The following is an 18,607-nucleotide window of genomic DNA, read 5'->3' on the forward strand; positions in this document are numbered from 1 at the left end:
AACTATAAATGATTGAATTTCATCAGGTTTTTAAACGTTACGACGGTGGTCATGAGGCACTCAAGGGAGTCAGCTTCGCACTGCCGCGTGGTGAGATGGCTTTTTTAACTGGCCACAGCGGTGCCGGCAAAAGTACCTTACTCAAACTGATTGCCCTGATGGAACGTCCGACACGCGGGCAAATCAAACTCGACGATATTGATATCAGTAATGCTAAGGATCGCCAAATCCCATACCATCGTCGAAAAATCGGCATGATTTTTCAGGATCATCGCCTACTGTTTGATCGCACTGTGTTTGACAATGTTGCCTTACCACTGATTATCGCCGGTGTGGCCGATCGCGATATCCCAAAGCGGGTTCGCGCCGCTTTGGATAAGGTCGGTCTACTCAACAAAGAAAAGCAATTGCCGATACAGTTATCTGGCGGCGAACAACAGCGGGTCGGTATAGCGCGCGCCGTCGTTAACAAACCACCACTACTGTTGGCCGATGAACCAACCGGTAACCTGGATCCAGAGCTGTCACAGGACATAATGAATCTTTTCGCCCAATTTAATCAGGTCGGGGTCAGTGTATTAATCGCCAGCCACGATTTAGGGTTGATCGCGCGTATGAAACACCCAGTCATCACCCTCAAAGAAGGGCGCACCATCCGTAATGAACTGGCCGAGGTGGATTTTGCATGAGTGCTTCAAAAACGAATAATAAAAAGTCCAGCGCCACCAGTTATAAAGTCCGGTTCAAGGATCGTTTCCACAGTGCATTAAAACTGCACCGCGAGAATGCAATCCAGTCTCTGCTCGATATTTTGCGTCAACCGACCAATAGCCTGATGACCATATTAGTTCTGGCAATTGCGCTCGCTCTCCCCGCAGCCTTTTACTTATTCATGACCAACGCTCAGGCGGTTTCCCAATCATGGGATGGTGGGGTCAAGATGGCACTGTACTTAGAAGACTCGGCTACAGAATCGCAGGCACAAGAGCTATTTACTCAACTTAACCAACGAACTGAATTTGAAGAAATCGTATTTGTAGGAAAAGACGATGGCCTGGAAATGTTTCGTCAGTACTCGGGACTTGGCGATAGCCTGGATTATCTCGAAGAAAACCCATTGCCATACTCCATCACCCTCAAACCAACGGCTTCTTTCAGCGATTCAGAGCAGCTCGAGCAGCTGGCACAGGAGTTATCATTGCTGCCGCTGGTAGCACAAGCTAAGCTCGACAGTTCCTGGATCAAAAAATACAACTCAATTCTCGATATTTCAGAGCAGATCGCTACCTTTATTAGTATTATGCTGGCACTTGGTGTATTGCTTATCGTCGGTAATACCATTCGGTTGGCTATTTTAAATCGTCGCGAAGAAATTCAGGTGATTAAGCTGGTCGGTGCTACCGATGCCTTTATTCGACGTCCTTTTCTTTATGCTGGCTTCTGGTACGGTCTCATCGCTGCTCTGCTGGCTGCTTTAATGGTCAATATTATCTTTGTGTTACTGCAACAGTCGGCTCATCAGTTGGCCCAACTTTACAGCAGTGAGTTTTCCCTGCTTGGTCTGGCACCGAGCTTCACCTTAGGTTTACTCGCTATTGGAGCGCTACTGGGCTTGAGCGGCGCCTGGTTCTCGGTACGAAAGCACCTTAAAGATATCAATCCCGAGTAAGCTATTTGGTTACCTGATAGTCAGTATATGGCTAATGCATTTGATCCGACCGACTAAGACTGATAAAACTAGCGCAGCTTATTTATTCTGTAGACAAATTTTAATAAGGAATATACATGAAAAAATTACTTTGCAGCCTGGTTGCCATGACAGGTTTAGCTTTTGCTAATACCAGTAACGCTGAACCTGTTGAATATGAATTTGATACGGTTCACAGCCAAGTCATCTTTAAAATTAATCACTTAGGATACTCCAACTCTTTCGGAAAGTTTCGCCAGTTCCGCGGTGACTTAACTTTTGATAAAGATGATTGGTCAAACTCTTCGGCGGCAGTGGAAATCAACGCTAAATCTATCGACTTAGAAAACAAAAAGTGGAACGCTCACATGCGTGATCCCGACTTCTTCCACGTTGAAAAACACCCGATTATGAGCTTTAAAAGTACTAAACTTGAGAAGAATGGCGATAATACTGGTGTACTGCATGGTGATTTGACGATCCTGGATCAAACTAAGCCAGTAAGTCTGGAGTTGACCCTGAACCAGGCGGGCATTCACCCAATGTCGGAAAAACCGCACGTTGGATTCTCCGCTCGCGGTACCATTAAGCGCTCGGAGTGGGGCATGGAGTACGGGGTTCCGGCAGTTGCCGACGAGGTTCATATCATTATTGAAGTTGAAGCTTCGGCTAAGTAAAATAAGCGACTGGGCCAGAATACTGTGTCGTTCTGGCCCTATCACCCAACGTTACATTTTCGATCAAAAGCCCGTATTTATTGACAATTCTTTACCCACAGGCTTGAAACTTTTGTTATATTTAGCACTCTTATAGACAAAGTGCTAAAAAGTTAGCACTCTCAGTTCAAGAGTGCTAATATCGGAGCAACCATTAATTTTAGGAGGGGATGAATGAGTAATATCCCAATGAACATGGCGCTAGCCGTACCCACAGGTAGTATTGACGGATATGTCAGTACCGTCAACGCGGTTCCTGTTCTCTCCGTTGAAGACGAACAGGCGTTAGCGCACCGATTCCGTGATGAGAACGACCTCGACGCTGCTCGTCAGTTAGTAATGGCTCACTTACGCTTTGTCGTCCATATCGCAAAGAGTTACAGCGGTTATGGCCTACCGCAGGCGGACCTTATTCAGGAAGGTAACATCGGCCTGATGAAAGCCGTTAAGCGCTTTGACCCAACCATGGGCGTGCGTCTCGTTTCCTTCGCCGTTCATTGGATTAAAGCCGAAATCCACGAATATGTGCTACGTAACTGGCGTATCGTAAAAGTCGCGACGACCAAGGCTCAGCGTAAGTTATTCTTCAATTTGCGCTCGAAGAAGAAATCACTGAACTGGCTTAACAATGAAGAAGTGAAAGCCGTTGCCGATGATTTAGGCGTCAAACCGGAAGAAGTCCGTCGTATGGAAGGGCGCCTGAATGCTCGCGATGCAGCATTTGATGCCCCAGCTCAAGATGATGATGATGGCGCAGCATACGCACCCGTGCATTATCTCCAGTCGTCTGAGGTAGATCCTGCCGCTGCCGTTGAGAACGAGCAATGGCAAGATCAGCGTGAAGAGCGTCTGATGTATGCCTTAAAAGCACTGGATGAACGAAGCCAGGATATATTGCAACAACGCTGGCTTAGTGACCAGAAGGCAACGTTACACGAACTCGCCGATAAATATGGTGTTTCAGCAGAACGTATTCGTCAGCTTGAAAAAAATGCCATGAACAAAATTAAAAATGCTATTCATTAAGAGCAACTCATACCATTAAAAAGCAGGCTTTTGCCTGCTTTTTTTATACCTGGCCCTAATTTCTCTCCACTGAAAAATCTATAAATTGTCACTGAAAACCACGGGGTGTATAAAATATTGACACTTTTCGAGCAAAAAAGAGACGATATTTGCAATCAATACTTGATCCAGTTCACATTTCGTAGCAGTATAAAATGCGAACAATAAATAATTGCTGGAGAGGTTATCAATGACAATGAGTAAAATTCTTACAATAGCAGCAATCTTCCTTCTCACAGCATGCGGCGGCGATGAAGCAGAACAACAGCAACAACAAACAACGGCAAAGCGTGACTGTAACTTAAAGATGGGCTGGGAATCGCGGGCTCCATACCAGTTTGAACGTAATGGGGAAATCACTGGTATCGACGTTAAAATATTTAAACAGGTGGCCAATGCTGTCAACTGTGACGTCAGCTTTGTGGAAAAAAGCTGGACCGAACTACTAACCGCATTGGAAAAAGGCGACATTGATGTCCTTGCCGGGGCAACGATCACCCCTGACCGTAAGGCTTACGCTAATTTCTCAACTCCTTACCGAGATGAATCTTTCACCCTGTTTATTCGTGCGAGTAACAGCTATAACGGCAATACGTTAAGTGGCTTTTTAAGCCGTAACCAGAAGGTCGGAATTACCAGCGATTATTTCTACGGTAAAGAAACTTACGAACTGATGAATCATCCGCAGTATTCCAACCTTTTTGTGGATTCTAACTCGGGTGAGCAGAGCTTCTTCAATATACTGTATAGTGAAATTGATGGTGTTCTGGCAGATCCAGTAGAAGGCCATTACATCATTAAACGCAAACGTCTACATGACAAAATCAAGGCGTCAAATGTTCATATACCGAGTGACAGCGTTGCCTTTATGTTTAGTAAAAAATCCATAAAGGACAAACAGTTAGATGATCTTCAAGCAGCCATCAGAAATATGGTTGCCAAGGATACAATCAAAACTGTCATCGCTCAATTTTAATCTCTGAATAGATCTATATACAAGCTGAGCCGTAAGGCTCAGCTTTTTTATTGATCGGCTAAGAGCCTTACGGACGCCGTTTGATGTTACTCAGTAAATCGGCTAGACTCTCGCCAGCAATACTTAGCTCCTTATGGATAGAATAATGACCAACAACAGCAACCTTTCCTTTTCTATTCTATCCTCTCACTGCTGGGTAGATCCCAAGCTTGATGGCAGTACGGTTTTTTCGCCCGACTTCAGCCAGCAGGTTGACTTTGATCCAATAGAGCTTAAACAGATCCCTGCCATTAAACGTCGCCGCCTTAATAGCTTAAGCAAAATGGCCTTGCACTCATCCTTGATGTGTCTGCAGAAAGCGCAGGTCGAGCCTGCCAATGTCATCACCGTTTTCGCCTCACAGCACGGAGAGTTAAACCGGACCGTTCGCATTGTCAGTGATATGGTCACATCACAGGAAATCTCACCGAAAGATTTCAGCCTTTCAGTGCACAATGCGGCCCTGGGGTTATACTCCATCTTTAACAAAAACAAACAACCCGGTACCAGCATCGCCGCCAATACCAATACCTTTGGTTACGGCTTGATAGAGAGTATCAATTTCCTCAAGCGCTTTCCCGAGCAGAAGGTCTTATTGACCTGTTTTGATTTAGAAGTGAACCAACCCTTTGCTCAACTACAAAAAGTGCTTAATCCAAGCCGCAGTGTTTCACTATTGCTCTCTTTGCCAATGCAGGATAAACCATCAATATCTTTTAATTTCAAAAAGATAGAAGGCATTGATGACCCGAAACTACCACTGGATTTAGCTTTTTTTGATTTTCTGGCTGCTAACAACCAGCAACAACAAATGTATACTGAAGACACCGCCTGGGAATTTGAAAAGCATGCTATATAGACTGAATTACATCTGGCGGGTATTTGCTACAGGCTTATCATTTACGACCTTTGGCCTTGGTGGTCTCTTCCTGTCGATCTTCGTATTTCCTTTGATCAAACTGTTTAATCCTGATCCATTAGTTCGCAAGCGTAAAGCTCGGTTTTTAATCCATCGTTGTTGGAGATTCTTTATCAGCTTTATGCAGAGCCTGGGTATTTTTACCTTCCATTTGGAAGCAGCGCGGCAACAACTAAAAGACGTCGAAGGCAAGGTGATCATCGCCAATCATCCCACACTGATCGATGTGGTAGCACTCATTTCCTTAATACCCAAAGCCGACTGTGTGGTAAAGCAGGGACTTTGGAATAACTTCTTTCTCAAGCGCGTGGTGCGTGTAGCCGACTTTATTAATAACGACCAGGATGTAAATAAACTTATACAAAACTGTAAAAAATCCCTGGAAGAAGGTTATAATCTGGTCATATTTCCTGAGGGTACACGTACAGTCCCTGATCAACCGATAAAGCTCCAGCGAGGCGCAGCCAATATTGCGGTTCGCTGTCAGCAGAATTTACTGCCGGTGATCATCGACTGCAACCCGACAACGCTAACAAAACAAGAAAAGTGGTACCAAATACCATCTCGTCGGGCTCAATTCTCGATGAGAGTTGTAGAGGAAATAGATGTTTCTCCGTTTATCCATAATGAAAAAAACGAGTCTATCGCAGCCAGACGCTTAACGGAGCATATTAAAAAGGTTTTTACAGAGGAATTAACACATAATGAGACCAATAGAAAATGAGATTAAGGGCGTCATTATTGAAGCGCTCGATCTTGAAGACATGAGCATTGATGATATTGAAACGGAAGATCCGTTATTTGGGGAAGGTTTGGGTCTTGACTCAATTGATGCGCTGGAGCTTGGTTTAGCACTCAAGAAGAAGTTCGACATCAAACTGGATTCTGATTCAGAAGAATCAAAGAAACATTTTTTCTCTGTCCGCACTCTAGCTGACTTTATTGAAGCACAGAAAGGAGTTGCGTGATGAGTAAGTTGGAAAGTAAAGAACAAATCTACCAACAATTGATTGAAATTTTGGTCGATGACTTCGAAGTCGATTCAGATGACATCACCCTTGAAGCTAATCTTTATACTGACCTTGATTTAGACAGCATTGATACTGTCGATCTTGTCATTAAACTTCAGGAAATCACGGGGAAGTCCGTTAACCCGGAAACGTTCAAAGCCGTGCGCACAATGCAGCATGTCGTTGATGCCGTCTATGACCTAGTGCACAGCTAAAACTTCACCAATGAATGTTTTGCTCAAAATAGCTATCGCTGTGGTGGTCTTACTCTACCCCATAGCGATATATTTTGGCTTACAGCACTTTCAGCCAAAGTTTCTGGCTATCACGCTGGCCGCTCTGGTAATTCTCAGAGCACTATTCACCAATAGTAAATTATTCAGTGCAATTAAGGGGTTGTGGTTCGTTATCCTGATCGCAGGTTTAACTATCGCTACACTGAGTTATATCCAGAACGCCACTTTAGGTTTGAAATTGTACCCGGTAGTCATCACCGCGAGCTTTCTTATCGTGTTTAGTTATAGTCTTATCAAGCCACCAACCGTCATTGAGCGCTTGGCGCGGTTACAGGAGCCAGAGCTACCGGCAGAAGGAATAATCTATACTCGAAATGTTACCAAAGTCTGGTGTGGCTTTTTTATCTGCAACCTGCTGATTTCTCTGTACACGGTTTTTTACGCCAGTGTAGAGTTTTGGACACTCTATAATGGTTTCATTTCTTATCTCTTGATGGGCTCCCTGTTTCTCGGTGAGATGATTTACCGTAAGTGGATGCTCAGCAGAAAGTAGCGATCATGTGTATACAAGCATTACAACAATTACACGCATTACTTAACGCGAGCGACAACCGAGAAGTCGCCTTCAATACCACGCGAAATTATTCGCTACCTCAATATCAACGCGATGTTGCGCAGTGTGTAGCCAACCTAAAAGCTCAGCCATACCACACCTACTTACTCTACACCGATAATAGCTATGAGTTTGCTGTCAACTGGCTGGCATTATTGTTACTTAATAAAGATATTGTATTAAGCGCTAATAATAAACGGGATTGGCTAAGCAGTATCCAGGACTCCTATCAGGCAATCATTACTGATGCCCCTTATAGCGGGGTTATCGCCAGTAATCATTATGCGGTTAACTCAGAAATCCCCGCAGAGCCACTACGACTACCCGAAGAGCTGACGACAACAATACAGTTTTATACTTCAGGCTCCAGCAGCAAGCCCAAAGCCATTACCAAAACTGCACAGCAATTATTTATCGAAGTGGACACGTTGGAGTCTCTGTTCCAGACAAAATTAGGCTCGTGTCAGTTTTTAGCCAGCGTTTCACACCACCATATATATGGTCTGATATTCAGACTATTGTGGCCACTGTTGTATCGTCGTGCTTTTTACACCGATATTATTTTATACCCCGAACAGTTAATTGAACTGTCTCGCCAACGACCGGACAGCTGCTTAATTTCCAGCCCAGCGTTCCTCTCTCGACAGGACCAAGAGCTGCCAAGCTTATCGCTGCGCCAGTGTTTTAGTTCAGGGAGTTTACTCTCTAAATCGGCAGCCGACGGAGCTAAGCGGCAGTTGGGCCGTTACCCTATAGAAGTTTTCGGCAGCACCGAGACAGGGGGGATCGGCTATCGCACTCAAGAAAGCAATAATGCGAGCTGGACCTTATTTCCCGGTGCCTCGCTTCGCTTTGACCAAGAGCAGCGCGCAATCTTCAATTCGCCGCACCTTGTCGAGCCACAGCCTTTAGACGACAAAGTACAGCTCGTCTCACAACGTGAATTTAAATTACAGGGACGCATAGATCGGGTAGTGAAGATTGAGGAAAAGCGCGTGTCGTTGGACGCTATCGAAGCAGCGCTCAATGACTCAGACTGGGTTGACCAAGCCAAAGTGGTGGTTTTGCAACAGCAGCGAGTTTGTCTGGGCGCCGTTATTCAGCTCAGCACCAAGGGCCAGGGCTATCTGCAGGCTAATTCCAGGCTCCAATTAAACCAACAACTTAAAGCCTTACTGCGCCAAAAGTTTGAGGCTGTGGCGATTCCAAGAAAATGGCGTTATCCTGAACAACTACCTTATAATTCTCAGGGAAAACTACCCGTAGCGTCGTTAAGGGAGCTCTTTTAGTATGAACTTTCCCGTAATCATCCAACAAACCGAGAACAAAGGCGAGGTGATTTTCGAGCTCGAGATCGATGCTAGTCTGGACGCTTTCGCTGGGCATTTTGATACATTTCCCATCGTTCCCGGAGTAGTTCAGATTCAGTGGGCATTGCACTTTTTTGGTCACTATATGAAGCAGCCGGATGCATCAAGCCACCGTTGGCAAATCACTAAAGTAACTAAACTAAAATTTCAGCATGTTATAACGCCTCGGACAATAGTTTCACTGGCGTTAAACTATGACGACAGTAAACAAAGCCTTAGCTTTGCCCTGACCAGCGCAGAAGGACAGCACTCCTCGGGTAAGCTTTTCCTGCAGGCAGTAGAGCCTTAACTCGCCATGAACTTAGAATACTGCATCGTCATCCCCAACTACAATCATACTCAGCATATTGAGCAGGTCTTGCGCTCGATCGAGCCGCTGTCAATTCCCGTCATCATGGTTAATGATGGCAGTGATGAAACGACTAGCCACTATCTTGGGTTATTGCCCGAACGCTACCCTTTTCTCCAGCTTATTCAGCTGACCGAGAATCAGGGTAAGGGCGGAGCCGTTATGGCAGGCTTCAAGGCCGCGCATCAGTTGGGGTATAGTCATGCCATTCAGGTGGATGCCGATGGACAGCATGATCTGAATGATATACCGCAGTTCATTGGCTTAAGCCAACAGGCTCCTGACGCTGTAATTTGTGGTATCCCGGACTATGACGAGTCGGTCCCTTTGGGGCGTTTAATACCTCGCTATATCACCCATTTCTGGGTTTGGATCGAGACCCTGTCCCTGAAAATTAAAGACTCCATGTGCGGTTTTCGTCTCTACCCGCTGGCCGCTGCTACCCAGTTAATTGAACACAGCCACGTTGGTAAACGAATGGACTTCGATACCGAAATACTGGTTAAGCTTTATTGGCAAGGAGTCGATATTATCAACCTTCCGACCAAGGTAATTTATCCGGAAGATGGCTCATCACACTTCCAGTTGTTCAAGGACAACTGGCGAATTACCAAAATGCACACCCGGCTATTCTTTGGCATGCTGCCAAGAGCACCTAAGTTGATCGCACGCCGCTTTAGACGCGATAAAACAAATCAGCCTGCTCAACACTGGTCCGCTACCAAAGAACGTGGCTCGACCATGGGGATCCAGACTTTGGTCTGGTTATACCGCATCTTTGGCCAATGGTTATTCCGCATCGTTCTTCTGCCGGTGATCGCTTACTTTGTGCTGACTGGCAATAAAGCCCGTCGGGCCTCCTATGATTTTTTGAAAAAAATCAATAAGTTAAAAGACAGTAATCGGAGCGTTCGCTGGTATCACGTCTATAAGCACTTTTATCAGTTTGGACTGGCTTCCGTCGATAAAATCAGAGCCTGGCTCGGTGACGTCAAAAGCGACGATGTGGTTTTCCATAATATCAATGAGTTCGAACAACTGCGGCAACACGAACCCAGACAGGGGGCGGTATTTATCGGCTCTCACCTTGGCAATCTCGAGCTATGCCGCGCTATAGGCGAGAGCGATAGCAGCCTGACCATTAATGCCCTGGTTTTCACCAAGCATGCCCTTAAGTTTCAAGCCGCGCTGGAAAGGTTTAATCCCAAGGCCATGGTTAATTTGATCCAGGTCGATAACATGGGGGCGGATACGGCAATCCAACTCAAAGAGAAGGTCGAAGCAGGGGAGATTGTCATTATTGTCGGCGACAGAACTTCCGTCACCCAATTTGGTCGCGTCAATTATGCCCCATTCTTAGGCGATCCAGCGCCTTTTTCACAGGGCCCTTTCATTTTAGCTGGACTACTGGAGTGCCCAACCTACTTGCTGTTTTGTCTCAAGCAATCCGGCCAATACCATATTTACCTTGAGCCTTTCGCCGACAGTCTGAAGCTGGCTAGAAGAAATAAGAAGCAACAGTTACAATCCATTATCGAGCGTTATGCAAAACGGCTCGAGTATTATTCTCTAAAAGCTCCCTATCAATGGTTTAACTTTTTCGATTTTTGGCAAAAAGACGACCAGCAGCATATACAGAGAACGATCCAACAACAAGAGAAGCACCATAGTGACAACAACTAGCTCCCCCATTACCTTCGGTAAGGGCAAAATCACAATTGAAGATATTAATGCACTGGCAAAAGGGCAGGTCGAAGCCCGTTTAAATCCAGCACCTGATTTTAAAGCCAAAATTCAGCAGGGTGCAGATTTCCTCAGGGATCTGTTGCAGGAAGATGGGGTTATTTACGGTGTTACTACCGGTTATGGTGACTCGGTCACCGAGCAGGTGCCGTTATCCAATGTGCATGAATTGCCACTGCATCTGACTCGCTTCCACGGTTGTGGTATGGGCGATATCTTTTCCGTGGAGCAGACCCGTGCAATTCTCGGCGCACGGCTGGCTTCCTTAAGTCAGGGGTACTCAGGCGTTAGCTGGCGATTGTTAGAACAGCTGGAAACCTTATTGCAACAAGACATTATGCCGCGCATCCCGCAGGAAGGTTCCGTTGGCGCCAGCGGTGATTTGACACCTTTATCTTACGTCGCGGCAGCGCTGATTGGTGAACGCGATGTGATGTATCATGGTAAAACCTTACCCACAGAAGACGTTTTCAGGCAACTGGGAATTGAGCCGATAAAATTACAGCCAAAAGAAGGGCTAGCCGTGATGAATGGTACGGCCGTGATGACCGCTCTCGCCTGTCTCGCATACCAACGTGCCGAATACCTTATCGAACTTTGCTCTCGCATCACCGCCCTGTGTTCTACGGCGCTTCAAGGTAACAGCGCGCACTTTGATGAAATTCTGTTTAATGCCAAGCCTCACCCGGGACAAAATCAGATCGCGGCCTGGATTCGCGACGATCTGAATCACCACCGCCATCCACGTAACTCGAGCCGACTCCAGGATCGCTACTCGATACGCTGCGCGCCACACATTATTGGCGCGGTAAAGGACTCGATGCCCTGGATTCGCCAAATGATCGAGACCGAATTGAACAGCGCCAATGACAACCCGATTATTGATGGCGCAGGCCAGCATGTACTGCACGGCGGTCATTTTTACGGTGGCCACATCGCCATGGTGATGGATACCTTAAAAACCGGTATCGCAAACCTGGCCGATCTGATGGACCGCCAGATGGCACTGCTGATGGACCGAAAGTTTAACAATGGCTTACCGAACAATTTATCGGCCGCTGAAGATGGCAGAAAGCCGATTAACCATGGCTTTAAAGCGGTACAAATCGGCATCAGTGCCTGGACCGCCGAAGCCTTGAAGAACACCATGCCTGCCAGCGTGTTCTCACGCTCTACCGAATGCCATAATCAGGACAAGGTCAGCATGGGGACCATTGCCGCCCGTGATTGCCTGCGCATACTTGAATTAACCGAGCAGGTCGCGGCTGCCTCGCTCATGGCATCGGTGCAAGCGGTGCAGCTGCGTATCAATCATAACGAACTCGAGCCAGACTCTTTATCTGACTCTATTACCACGACGCTAGAGGAAGTATTCCAGCACTTCAGCCTGGTCGATGAAGATCGCCCGCTGGAACAGGAGCTGCGTCATTTTGTTGAGCTGATCCAGCGACAGCATTGGAGCACTTATGGATAATTCGCAACTGAAAAGAATGGCAATTGCCGCAGAGTACTTCGTTGAGGTTCCATTTTTCGACCTCGATCCGATGCATATTGTATGGCATGGCAATTACGTTAAGTACTTCGAAGAAGCTCGCTGTCAGCTCTTACGCAAGATTGACTACGATTATCCACAGATGAAGCAATCGGGTTACTACTGGCCCATTATTGATATGCGCCTGAAGTATGTTAAACCCGCACGCTATGGTGAAAAGCTGATTTGCGTAGCAACCCTGACGGAGTTTGAAAATCGCCTTAAGATCGACTATCAAATTCAACAGGCCAATAATGGCGAGAAACTCTGCAAAGGTTATACGGTCCAAGTTGCAGTAACCACCGACGACTTTGAGATGCAACTCGTTTCACCGACGGTATTAAAACAAAAAATAGAGAACTACTGCCAACAATGAAAATACACACATTCAAGTTTTCAATACTGCTTTTGCTTGCCGCGCTAGTAGCATTAATCTCGCCACAAATCAGCAGTGCCACAGACGAAGGTTGCGAGCTGAACGCTATCGCAACCAAGCTTCAGTCACAGCCAGAATTGTCCCGCTTCGAGCAGGAAAAGTCCATCAAGGTACTGTCCAAACCACTGTACTCCAGCGGCTATCTGCTATTAAGCCAGGACTCGGGGCTGGTGTGGCAAACACTGGAACCGATTAAAAGCACTACCGTCATAACCGATACCGAATTCAAGCAATACAATAAAAGTGATCAGTTGATTAGCCTACCCGACAATGGCAACCAGCCAGCCAGCCAGCTGATCTCATCTACATTTCTAGCCATTCTCTCAGGTAGTTTTACCGAGCTGGACAAAAATTTTACCGTCGCTACCCGCTGTGATGACAGCCAATGGACTATATCGCTGACGCCGACCAATTCAACCATCGACAATGTAATGCACCACATTACAGTCACCGGTTCGCAGCGCATACAACGGATCGCATTCACGGAAGCTAACGATGACGTGACCCAGCTGTCATTCACCCCTGACACCACTGAGCACATGATCACGCAGTTAAGGGAATATCTTGTCGACTAATATTAGAACCCTGATATGGACTTTAATGCTGGCAGTAACGGGATGGCTCTTTTATAGCCATTTAACCTCTGGCTTTAGGGTTGAAACCAATATACTTAAATTACTGCCAAAGACCGAAGTCGACCCGTTCGCCGAAGAGGCCTTCACACGCTTCTCCGATAATAACTTTAAGCAGATTATCGTTGCCGTTTCCGCCGATGATAAAAGTCAAGTCAGCGGTGCTGCCAAACAGCTAATCTCCCAGCTTAAGCAAACCGAGTTAATCGCTTCCTTTACCTCACAGTTAACACAGAAAGAGCAAGAAGCGGTCGGCAAACTGTATTTCGATCACCGCTTCCATTTATTGACCGACAGGGATCGCCAGTTGATGCTAGAGCAGGGCAGTCAACCCTTTCTGGATGCAACCCTGCAGCTAGTTTACTCACCACTCTCCGGGCAATTGATCGGCTTAATTCCAACCGATCCTTATTTACTTTCTTATCGTTACCTGCAGAACCTAAATGCTAAAGGCGGCAAGCAACAACAGGGACAACTCGATGACGGATTCATTCTGTTCGAACAGGAAGAACAGTACACAGCACTGATTAGTGCCACTTTACAAACATCGCCGTTTGATACCCATACCCAGGACACTGTCACCACACTGCTGCATGATTTTGAGCAAAATAATCCTGAATTAACTTTGCTTAAAACTGGCGCCGTTTTTTATGCTCAACATGCTGCTGCTTCGGCCAAACAAGAAATTTCGACCATTGGACTCGGCTCCTTAATTGCCGTCATCCTACTGCTCATTGTTGCCTTTAGAAGTACGGCGCCACTGCTATTAACCCTGACCTCATTGGCTAGTGGTATTTTTATTGCCTTCACAGTGGTCCACTGGTTTTTTGGTTCGATCCATGTTCTAACGCTGGTCTTCGGCTCCAGCCTGGTTGGAGTTGCCGTCGATTACGCCTTCCATTATTTTGCCAGCGCCAATAAACACCGGCATCCATTACGCCACATTCTCATCGCTATCAGCATGGGACTGGTATCCAGCGTCATTGGCTATATTGCCCTGTTTACCGCGCCATTTCCCGGGCTGCGGCAAATGGCGCTATTCTGTGCCACCGGACTGGCTGGCGCCTTCTTAACTGTGGTGTTATTGTTCGACCGCATTCCTTACCGAGTGGCCACTCCGAACTGGCTACTTCGTTGTTTCAAGAGTCACCTACGAGTCAGTCGTCACGCGTCCAATAACACCTTCATTTTGATGCTGCTGTTAGCACCTTTAACTGCTGGCTATCTTCTGCTAAATACCGAGCAGGACAACGATAATATCCGCCAATTACAGTCCATACCACCTGAGCTATACCAGCAGGAACAACAGATTAAAGAGCTGGTTAATGCACCCGCGACCAATCAGTTTTTCGTGGTTAAAGCGGAAAATAAACAACTGCTGCTCGAAAAATTACAGCAGCTGGAGCCACAACTGCAACAACTGGTATCGTCTGCAGTCATTGATGGTTACCAGCACCCGGCCCAGTTCGTGCCCAGTGCACAACAACAGCGTAACGATTACCAGCTGCTCGGGAAACGACTACTGAATGATAACTTTCAGCAGTTGCTTGAATTAGGTTTGTTGCAACCAGCTCAAATCTCCAAACTTAAACAAAATTATCAGCAGCAGACTCCGCTCGGCATCAATGAGTGGCTTAATTCACCGCTCGGTCAACGCTTTAATTATTTGTGGTTAGGTCAAATCGAACAACAGCAAGCCAGTATTATTACACTGAATAATATTCATGACCTTGAGGCCTTACAGCAGGCGGCACAAGCACACGACTACCTCTACTTTATTAACAAAGTCGAAAAGATCTCGACTCTGTTTGCCAATTATCGTGAATTAGCATTACTGATGCTGTTAACTGCACTGGGTATTATTTTTATCCTGTTAACCGTTAAGTACCGTCCTATAATTGCCGCATATGTACTGCTTGGGCCTGTCATTGCAGCGGCATTTGCGGTCATCGTTAACATTAGTATCAATGGTAGTTTTAACCTATTCAGTACGCTGGCCCTGTTTTTAGTTTTTGGTATTGGTATCGACTATGGCCTGTTCTATGCCGAGGCAAAAACTCGCTCAAGCTATATCAACCTTGCCATCGGTTTATCGGCCATTACCACTTTACTGTCTTTTGGCCTGCTATCACTCAGTGCAACGCCGGCAATCCATGCTTTTGGCTTAACCATGTTGACCGGAATTTTGACCGTTTTCCTCTTATCCCCGATACTGGGCCATCTAATATACAGCACAAAAGGGTTACCGCATGAGTAATGATGCCCCACAATATGACGTGATCATCATCGGTGCGGGCCCTGCTGGCAGCATGGCTGCCAGCCTGTTAACGCAACAGCAATTAAAGGTACTGGTGGTCGAAAAGCAACAGTTCCCACGCTTTTCCATTGGCGAAAGCCTGTTGCCCCAGTCGATGACCTACCTGCAGGAAGCCAAGCTATTATCGGCTGTTGAAAACGCGGCTGATAAACTCGGTTTTCAGTACAAGAATGGCGCCGCCTTTTATGCTAAAGGTCATTACAGTGACTTCGACTTCTCGCAGAAATTCAGCGCGGGTCCGAGCCACACCTATCAGGTCAAACGTGCCGACTTTGATCAGTTGCTGGCGAATGAAGCAGAAAAGCAGGGCGCAGAATTTAAATTTGGCTACCAGCTTACAGACATACAACTGGAGCCCCAGCCCAGCCTTACTTTAGAAGATGAACAAGGCGATATAACTCAAGTCGAGGCACGATTTGTATTGGATGCCAGCGGCTTTGCTCGCGTACTACCCAGACTGCTGAACCTCGACCAGCCCAGCGACTTTCCGGTCCGTAGCTCGGTGTTTTGCCATATCGAGGACAAGATCACCGACTCAGGTTACGACCGCAATAAAATTTTAATCGAAACCCACCCGCAGCTGAAAGACGTATGGTACTGGCTTATTCCATTTGCCGATGGTACCGCATCGCTTGGCTGCGTTGCCAAGCCCGAATACTTTGAGCGGCTGTCACCGACGGCGGTACCGGAGTCAATGCTCGAGCAGGCGGTAGCGCAAACCCAGCGCTGTAAAAAATTGCTCGCATCATCGCGCAACATCTCACCGGTACAGCACATCACCGGCTACTCGTCGAACGTAAAGCAACTTTATGGCACCAATTATGCTCTACTCGGTAACGCTGGTGAGTTTCTTGATCCTATCTTTTCATCTGGAGTTACCATTGCCTTCAAGTCGGCCAAGCTGGCCAGCGAGGTATTAACCCGACAGTTCAGCGGAGAGCAGTATTGCTGGCAGTCCCAGTTTGCCCAACCTTTGCAACAGGGTGTTGATACCTTTAAGGCGTTTGTCTGCTCATGGTATCAGGGGCAGCTCCAGGATATTATTCATTTTGAACAGGCGCCTGCCAATATCCGAGAAATGGTGTGCTCAGTTTTAGCCGGCTATGCCTGGGATCATGACAACTCGTTCGTGCAACAGCCAGAGCGCCGCCTACGGGTACTGGGGGAATTATGCGCGTCCTGATTTGCCTCCTGCTATGCAACGCTCTGCTCATCGGCTGTTCTAGCCACTACCGTAGTTCACAGCAGCGGGTGTTTATTGCGGAGCAGGTGTCCTTCGAATTAATTTCACAGGTCCCCTTTAGTAATGGCCTCAATCTGACTCAAAGCGCTACTGCGACTTATCAAAAGCAAAGTCACGACCTGATTTTCCAAACGGAAATTCAACGAGGGCAACTGGCCATGGTTGGCTTAACACCAACTGGTACGCGACTGTTTACCATCATCTTGCAGGGCGGTGAAATCAATGCTCATGGTTTATCTGCAATGGTCGATAAGATTAAACCACAATATTTATTAGCCGACCTCCAGCTCAGCCTATGGCCTATACAGCAGGTTCAGCAGGCAATTAAAGGTGGCCAGGCGAGGCAGGTTTCGACAAGCAAAAGAGTCATACAACGCAATGGGGAAACGGTGATTAGCGTTGAATATAGCCAACAGCCGGCGTTTCATGGCATCATTCACTTTACCCACCATGAGCGCGGCTATAGCCTGCACATTGAACCGCTCTCTGTGGATATAGCCGACACAGAGCAAGCAACCGAAAACGATAACAATGAACCATAATAACACTGTTTTTCTTAATCATATGGCGCTAGTCAATGCTCTCGGCTTTGAGCATGAGGCTGTGTTGCACCAATTGATTTCCGGCGACACCGGCGGTATGCAACGCCACCATTCACAGTTGATGGGGCAGGACTTTCTGGTCGGTAAAGTTACACAGGAGCTCCCAACATTACCACCTCCGTTGAGCCAGCATAATACGCGTAATAATCGCTTGGTTTTACATTGCCTGCAGCAGCTCAACGCCCCTTTAACCAGGCTGTCTGCTAACACGCCACGTCACCGAATTGGCGTGGTGATGGGAACCAGCACCTCTGGAATTGCCGAAGGCGAGCGTGCTTTAACCAGCCAAATCCAGCAGGACATATTTCCCGACGAATTTGCTTACTCCCAAATTCAGATGTCATCTCCGGCTGAGTTTATCGCTCAATATCTTAAGCTTGGAGGCCCAGCATATTCGGTATCTACCGCCTGCTCTTCCAGCGGAAAAGTCTTCGCTTCTGCCAGGAGTTTGATTGACAATGATTTATGTGACGTCGTTATTGTCGGTGGCGCGGACTCTCTTTGCGATATGACCCTGAATGGTTTTAACGCGCTGGAAGCAGTTTCACCCGAACTTTGCCAGCCATTCAGCGTTAATAGAAAAGGTATTAATATCGGTGAAGGCGCGGCATTATTTATCATGAGCCGTGAACCCAGTGAGGTTGCGCTGCTCGGCGTTGGCGAATCATCCGACGCACACCACATTTCAGCACCACAGCCACAAGGACTTGGCGCTGCGCAAGCGATGAGCATGGCGCTGCAAGAGGCTCAGCTTCAGCCTCAAGACATCGACTACCTGAACCTGCATGGCACCGGAACGGCGCTGAATGACAGCATGGAGGCGCAAGCGGTTGTCAGTAGCTTAAATGAAACCACGCCCTGTAGTTCGACCAAGCCCCTGACGGGACACACGCTGGGCGCAGCCGGAGCCACCGAAACCGCTTTCTGCTGGCTACTGCTACAGCAGAGACAAACTTCGGCGCTGGCCCTGCACCAGTACGATGGGCAGTTTGATCCGGCCTTGCCCACAATAAACTTAGTCTCAGGACAGGCTCCGGCCTCACCACCTCGAGTCGCTATGAGCAACTCTTTTGCCTTTGGCGGCAATAACGTCAGTGTTATAATCGGCCAAAAACCGAGGTAA

20 protein-coding genes are annotated in these 18,607 nt (G+C 47.1%); all 20 read left to right on the forward strand.

Translation table 11 applies throughout. The features are described from left to right. Positions 1-8: 8 nt before the first annotated feature. The 20 genes from ftsE (at position 9) to H7708_RS06795 (ending at position 18,607) form a co-directional block, all read left to right on the forward strand. On the forward strand, positions 9-689 hold the full coding sequence (gene ftsE, locus H7708_RS06700; RefSeq protein ID WP_223669717.1) for a cell division ATP-binding protein FtsE: 681 nt from the start codon (positions 9-11) through the stop codon (positions 687-689). Then, positions 686-1,669, forward strand: a complete 984-nt coding sequence (ftsX, locus tag H7708_RS06705) for a permease-like cell division protein FtsX (RefSeq protein WP_223669718.1) — start codon at positions 686-688, stop codon at positions 1,667-1,669. The genes ftsE and ftsX overlap by 4 nt, the downstream gene beginning before the upstream one ends. Before the next feature lie 116 nt (positions 1,670-1,785). Continuing rightward, positions 1,786-2,364, forward strand: coding sequence for a YceI family protein (locus tag H7708_RS06710; protein WP_223669719.1), 579 nt, complete (start codon positions 1,786-1,788; stop codon positions 2,362-2,364). Between the two features lie 213 nt (positions 2,365-2,577). Continuing rightward, positions 2,578-3,429, forward strand: coding sequence for an RNA polymerase sigma factor RpoH (gene rpoH, locus H7708_RS06715; RefSeq protein ID WP_223669720.1), 852 nt, complete (start codon positions 2,578-2,580; stop codon positions 3,427-3,429). Positions 3,430-3,664: 235 nt separating this feature from the next. After that, positions 3,665-4,444, forward strand: a complete 780-nt coding sequence (locus H7708_RS06720) for a substrate-binding periplasmic protein (protein ID WP_223669721.1) — start codon at positions 3,665-3,667, stop codon at positions 4,442-4,444. 145 nt (positions 4,445-4,589) lie between these two features. Further along, complete coding sequence (locus H7708_RS06725; RefSeq protein ID WP_223669722.1) at positions 4,590-5,342, forward strand: beta-ketoacyl synthase chain length factor; 753 nt, start codon at positions 4,590-4,592, stop codon at positions 5,340-5,342. After that, positions 5,332-6,126 carry a lysophospholipid acyltransferase family protein gene (locus tag H7708_RS06730; protein ID WP_223669723.1) on the forward strand — a complete coding sequence of 265 codons (795 nt, stop codon included), beginning with the start codon at positions 5,332-5,334 and terminating at the stop codon, positions 6,124-6,126. Before H7708_RS06725 ends, H7708_RS06730 begins: the two co-directional genes overlap by 11 nt. Next, positions 6,107-6,370 carry a phosphopantetheine-binding protein gene (locus H7708_RS06735; protein ID WP_223669725.1) on the forward strand — a complete coding sequence of 88 codons (264 nt, stop codon included), beginning with the start codon at positions 6,107-6,109 and terminating at the stop codon, positions 6,368-6,370. Before H7708_RS06730 ends, H7708_RS06735 begins: the two co-directional genes overlap by 20 nt. Then, positions 6,370-6,627 (forward strand): acyl carrier protein, encoded by a 258-nt coding sequence (locus H7708_RS06740; protein ID WP_223669726.1) that lies wholly within the window; start codon positions 6,370-6,372, stop codon positions 6,625-6,627. The genes H7708_RS06735 and H7708_RS06740 overlap by 1 nt, the downstream gene beginning before the upstream one ends. Before the next feature lie 10 nt (positions 6,628-6,637). Beyond that, positions 6,638-7,201, forward strand: coding sequence for a COG4648 family protein (locus tag H7708_RS06745; protein WP_223669728.1), 564 nt, complete (start codon positions 6,638-6,640; stop codon positions 7,199-7,201). A gap of 5 nt (positions 7,202-7,206) precedes the next feature. After that, a complete protein-coding gene (locus tag H7708_RS06750; protein WP_223669729.1) occupies positions 7,207-8,550 on the forward strand; it encodes an AMP-binding protein in 1,344 nt (447 codons plus the stop codon). 1 nt (position 8,551) lies between these two features. Next, entirely contained in the window at positions 8,552-8,920 is a 369-nt protein-coding gene (locus tag H7708_RS06755; protein ID WP_223669730.1) for an ApeI family dehydratase, read from the forward strand. Between the two features lie 6 nt (positions 8,921-8,926). Then, positions 8,927-10,663 carry a glycosyltransferase family 2 protein gene (locus H7708_RS06760; RefSeq protein WP_223669731.1) on the forward strand — a complete coding sequence of 579 codons (1,737 nt, stop codon included), beginning with the start codon at positions 8,927-8,929 and terminating at the stop codon, positions 10,661-10,663. After that, on the forward strand, positions 10,647-12,197 hold the full coding sequence (locus tag H7708_RS06765) for an HAL/PAL/TAL family ammonia-lyase (RefSeq protein ID WP_407929730.1): 1,551 nt from the start codon (positions 10,647-10,649) through the stop codon (positions 12,195-12,197). The genes H7708_RS06760 and H7708_RS06765 overlap by 17 nt, the downstream gene beginning before the upstream one ends. Then, positions 12,190-12,630, forward strand: coding sequence for an acyl-CoA thioesterase (locus H7708_RS06770; protein ID WP_223669733.1), 441 nt, complete (start codon positions 12,190-12,192; stop codon positions 12,628-12,630). Before H7708_RS06765 ends, H7708_RS06770 begins: the two co-directional genes overlap by 8 nt. Further along, positions 12,627-13,265, forward strand: a complete 639-nt coding sequence (locus tag H7708_RS06775) for an outer membrane lipoprotein carrier protein LolA (protein WP_223669734.1) — start codon at positions 12,627-12,629, stop codon at positions 13,263-13,265. Before H7708_RS06770 ends, H7708_RS06775 begins: the two co-directional genes overlap by 4 nt. After that, positions 13,255-15,579: an MMPL family transporter gene (locus tag H7708_RS06780; RefSeq protein WP_223669735.1), complete on the forward strand. Its 2,325-nt coding sequence runs from the start codon at positions 13,255-13,257 to the stop codon at positions 15,577-15,579. Before H7708_RS06775 ends, H7708_RS06780 begins: the two co-directional genes overlap by 11 nt. Further along, on the forward strand, positions 15,572-16,822 hold the full coding sequence (locus tag H7708_RS06785; RefSeq protein ID WP_223669736.1) for an NAD(P)/FAD-dependent oxidoreductase: 1,251 nt from the start codon (positions 15,572-15,574) through the stop codon (positions 16,820-16,822). Before H7708_RS06780 ends, H7708_RS06785 begins: the two co-directional genes overlap by 8 nt. Beyond that, a complete protein-coding gene (locus H7708_RS06790; RefSeq protein WP_223669737.1) occupies positions 16,810-17,424 on the forward strand; it encodes a DUF3261 domain-containing protein in 615 nt (204 codons plus the stop codon). Before H7708_RS06785 ends, H7708_RS06790 begins: the two co-directional genes overlap by 13 nt. Next, positions 17,414-18,607 carry a beta-ketoacyl-[acyl-carrier-protein] synthase family protein gene (locus tag H7708_RS06795; protein WP_223669738.1) on the forward strand — a complete coding sequence of 398 codons (1,194 nt, stop codon included), beginning with the start codon at positions 17,414-17,416 and terminating at the stop codon, positions 18,605-18,607. Before H7708_RS06790 ends, H7708_RS06795 begins: the two co-directional genes overlap by 11 nt.

The sequence above is a fragment of the Kangiella shandongensis genome (assembly GCF_020005365.1).
Classification (GTDB): domain Bacteria; phylum Pseudomonadota; class Gammaproteobacteria; order Enterobacterales; family Kangiellaceae; genus Kangiella; species Kangiella shandongensis.